The 4,426-nt window shown below is 34.0% G+C and carries 3 protein-coding genes; all 3 read right to left on the bottom strand.

All coding sequences use genetic code 11. The features are described 5' to 3' along the window. Positions 1 to 341: 341 nt before the first annotated feature. Positions 342 to 1,505, bottom strand: a complete 1,164-nt coding sequence (locus EDD71_RS14930; protein WP_133629508.1) for a pyridoxal phosphate-dependent aminotransferase — start codon at positions 1,503 to 1,505, stop codon at positions 342 to 344. A 400-nt stretch (positions 1,506 to 1,905) separates the two neighbouring features. Further along, positions 1,906 to 2,748, bottom strand: coding sequence for an ABC transporter substrate-binding protein (locus EDD71_RS14925; RefSeq protein WP_133629507.1), 843 nt, complete (start codon positions 2,746 to 2,748; stop codon positions 1,906 to 1,908). A 180-nt stretch (positions 2,749 to 2,928) separates the two neighbouring features. Next, a complete protein-coding gene (locus tag EDD71_RS14920; protein ID WP_133629506.1) occupies positions 2,929 to 4,215 on the bottom strand; it encodes a nickel-dependent lactate racemase family protein in 1,287 nt (428 codons plus the stop codon). Between the last annotated feature and the right edge of the window lie 211 nt (positions 4,216 to 4,426).

Here is a 4,426-nt window from a genome sequence, read left to right as displayed (position 1 = left end):
CATCAAGCAGCTTGTTTATATTATCATGGGTCCTAAGTAGATGTCAAATGGTAATTTTTAAACTTCAATGTCCCCAATCGGGACAGCTTTTATATCTTATCAAATCCTATATATTATGTCAACTATTTTTAAACCTTTGTTCTCGCTGTTTTATCGCAGCGACTTTTATATATTAGCATATGCCATCATACTTACATAATATATAATTTCCTATTATCAAAAAATAAATTCATATATCTTAAAAATTCTTTTCAATTCTTCAAATCAAATATATTGATACTCCTGGAGAGGTTGATACACCTCCTTCCCCCTCCAGTTATGCTGCCCTAAGTATTTCAAGTTTATTTCCTGAATATCTCCATGCTTTCAATTCTATCAAATGCTGTTTTAAGCTGATCTACATCAACGGTACAGGCAATTCTTATATATCCTTCACCACTTTTTCCGAATGCATTCCCTGGAATAGCAAGGACATGTGCTTCTTCTAAAAGCCTTTGGCAAAATTCAGCAGAGTTTAATCCTGTTTCTTTAATATTGACAAACATATAAAAAGTTCCCCGCGGTTCAAGTACAGATAGTTTTGAAATACCCTTTATCCTTTCGTAGGCGTAATAAGCACGTTTTTTATACTCTTCTACCATGGGAGGCGTAATTATATTCCTCATCCTCATTGCATATAAAGCAGCTCTTTGAGAAATAGAAGGTGCGGAATAAGTAATTCCCTCGTTGATATCTCTTATGCAATCAATTATGTAAGATGGTGCCATAACATATCCTATTCTCCATCCAGTCATGGCATAGTCCTTTGAAAAGCTCCCTATCGTAATTGTCCTCTCCTTCATTCCTTCAAAGGAACTAATAGGAACAAAGGGTTCTTTAAAGCTAAAGGCACCATAAATATCATCTGCAATGACTAATATATCATTTTCAATTGCCACATTTGCGATGGATTCCAAGGTCGTTTTACTATAACAAGCACCTGTTGGATTATTAGGAGTATTAATAATTATTGCCTTTGTTCTATTGGTTATGAGGGATTTTAACTTTTCAACGTTTATTTGAAAACCTTCTTCTTCATAAGTTTCTAGAGTTACACATTTACCCCTGGATAATTCTATCTGACTTTTATATGGAGTAAAATATGGTTCTGGTACAATTACCTCATCACCATCATCTAAAATAGCTTCTAGAACAAGATGCATACCATGGCATGCCCCTACTACTACCATGATTTCATTCAAACTGGTTTCATAATTGTAAACATCCTTGCAGAACCTGATTATTTCCTGCCTTAATTCCATATCACCAAGAGAATCTGTGTAATGGGTATAGCCATTTTTAGCATCTTCAAAAGCTAACTGTATAACCTTTTCATGTGTTGTAAAGTCAGGATCCCCAAGGCTAAGATTTATAATGTCATCATGTTCCCTTATAAAGTCAGCTACTTTACCCATTGGAGTTGTAACTGCATTCCAGTATCTTTTCGCTATAAATCTGTGTTTCATTATTGCCCCCTGCCTTTTAAAATTATTGATTTGCTTTTAGAATTTGATATATTTAACGCTGAAAAAATTATTTAATTTAATCCGTTGTGCTAGTTCAGAGGCTAAGCGGAGATAAAAAATATATGAAATTCACATAAAGCGGGCAATTAGAAGTTCTTGGTGAAGGGATGCAGAAAAATCCTAGAACTTTCATTTGTTTGAGCAAGGCGAGTTTAATGAAAGTTCTTGATTTTTCAAATCCCGAGCCTTAGAACTTCTTTGCTAAGCGTACTGGTGAATGAAATATATTTTTTATCGCAGCGCCGATCTGTAAATTTATCTAGCACAACGAATTGATTTACTATAATAAAAGATAGTGGACAATATCCACCATCTTTTATCAAGTTTAATATATTCTATGCTATTCAACCATATTATTAGCATCAATAACAAATTTATCAATAAGCTTTTCATTATTTAATCTTTCAAGTGTTTTGTTTACAGCATTTACAAGATCAGTGCTTCCTTTCTTAATTGCTACAGCCGAACCCTTATCTTGATCCTTAAATTTTACATCAGAAATAACCATACCAGCATTTTTGCTTACATATGAAGTTGCAACAGGATGCTCTACAACTAAGGCATCAACCTTCTTGTTCTGTAATTCAAGTACAAGATCTGTTACTTTTCCTAGTGATTTTAACTGTGCGTTTTGTATTTCATCCTTGGCAATTTGTTCCTGAGTTGTTCCCTTTTGAACTCCAATCTTCTTTCCCTTTAAGTCATCAGTTGTCTTATATTTATCCTTATCCTCCGCCCTGACTATTACTGCCTGTTCAGCTTTATAGTATATATTTGAAAAGTCAACACTTTTCTTTCTTTCTTCAGTAGGTGTCATACCAGCAATAACAAGATCTATTTTTCCTGCCTGAAGAGCTGCAAGAAGGCCATCAAACTTCATATCCTTAATCTCAAGCTCCACACCTAAATCCTTTGCAATTTCTTTTGCTATTTCAATATCAAACCCAACGATTTCATCTTTACCGTTTATCTCTTTGTGAAATTCATATGGCGGATAGTCAGCACTTGTTCCAAGAACTAATTTCCCGGATTTTTTTATTTTATCCACCGCTGACTCTACATTTTTTGCTTCATTATTCGATGAACCTGCATTTGCACTATTTTTTGCACACCCTGAAAATGATAAAACAACAAGCATTATAATCAGAACTGCAACCAATTTGTTCTTTCCTTTCTTAAACATGTTCCTTCCTCCCTGTTTTTCATTTACGTTTAATACAATTTATATTCATTATTATACGTAATTATGCATATATATTCAATAATTATTTTAACTTTTAAATTCTCCTTAATATCTTACAATATTAAAATAATTATAAATATTCTCTCTTGGCAGATGGGACTCCCACAAAACCTTGAATATTTATTCGCATAGCGTTGGCAAAGTATTAGCAGCAAAGGGCATCACATATATCTTCAAATCCTGCCCTTTTTTTTCATACACAATATTTATGGCTTCATCAAAGCTTCTAACAACCGTGATATTTGATCTATCAATGAGCTTTTTATCAATATCGGATACAAGAATGACTTCATAATTTTCTGCAATCTCCGTTACAAGATATCCAGAATACTTCGCTATAGTATAACTTCTTCTAAGTTCCATTTCCCTATCCTTGTTATTTCTAAAGTTCTGTATAATTTCCTGAACTTCATTATTTCCAACACCTTCAACACATTCACTTAAAACAATAATCGTTCCGCCTTCTTTTACAGCTTCCTTTGCATTAATAAGCGCCTTTGAAGCCTGGTATAAATCTATATCCTTGGGATATCCGCCAGCTGATGCTATCACAAGATCAGCCTTTTGTTTTATATATACTCTGTCTACTTCATCAACCAATTTACATCCAGCTTCATGTGCCTTTATATAGTCTCCAGCCACAGCCCCACTTATATTTCCATCCCCATCAACTACTACATTGAACAAAAATGAAGGTTTAACAAATTCAGCAGCCTCCAGCATATCCTGATGCACTGGATTATTTATTATGTTTCCACTTCTAACAGGCGGATTTATTCCTTCTCCAAAGTTTGGACTAAGTGATAGAGAATGGTTAGCCATAATGGTTTCGTAGCCGGATATTCCCGGAATAATAGATTTTTTTCCACCTGACCAACCGGCAAGGTCATGAAATACTATAGCTCCAGTAAGCACAATATGGCTGCAATTCATAGCGATTTTATTAATATAAACCGGAGTTCCAAAGGAAGTTTTGCCCAGATAAATAAGATTATCTTTGTCCCTGCAATCATGGTCAATAACTTTAAATCTTTTGGCTAATCTTCCAAGCAGGATATCATGTTCTTCCTTTGTTTGCCTTCTATGTGATCCAGTAGCACAGAGAAACGTTATATCTTCATCTTTGACGCCCGCCATGCCCAGCCTTTCTACTATATAGGGAAGATAAAAACTCATCTTCTGCCAGGCTCTTGTTATATCAGAAATTACTATACACACAGTTTCCCCGGGACTTACTATTTCCTCCAATTTTTTTGTACCTATTGGATTATCCAGGGAATTTAGAATAACCTGTTCTTCTTTTTTATTTGAACATCCTTTATTTCCTTCGATTATGCCGAGAAGTTTTTCATCAGGTATAAAAACATCCATCTTTTCATTTCCATATTTCATTTTAAAGTATGCCATTTACTCCCCCCCTTTCAGAAGCTTTATATAAGTTGAATGTCGTACATTTTTATTCATAACATTTTATAAACATTATATCTATCTCTCTCCAATGCGTCAAACTTTTTCGCATATTTACAGAGATTTCGCATCTAATTTCCAGTAAAGCTTTTTTCTTTATAGGAAATTAGATTTTTTCTATTTTATTGAAATTTTGGAAGGGAAAAAGGCC

The organism is Fonticella tunisiensis (genome assembly GCF_004364155.1).
Lineage (GTDB): Bacteria > Bacillota > Clostridia > Clostridiales > Caloramatoraceae > Fonticella > Fonticella tunisiensis.
Note: the sequence above shows the minus strand (reverse complement) of the source record. Positions and strands in the feature narration are given on the sequence as shown.

What these genes read in the sequence shown, in the direction of transcription:
- EDD71_RS14930 (WP_133629508.1), bottom strand. Translation starts at nt 1,505, where the DNA reads ATGAAACACAGATTTATAGCGAAAAGATACTGGAATGCAGTTACAACT.
- EDD71_RS14925 (WP_133629507.1), bottom strand. Translation starts at nt 2,748, where the DNA reads ATGTTTAAGAAAGGAAAGAACAAATTGGTTGCAGTTCTGATTATAATG.
- EDD71_RS14920 (WP_133629506.1), bottom strand. Translation starts at nt 4,215, where the DNA reads ATGGCATACTTTAAAATGAAATATGGAAATGAAAAGATGGATGTTTTT.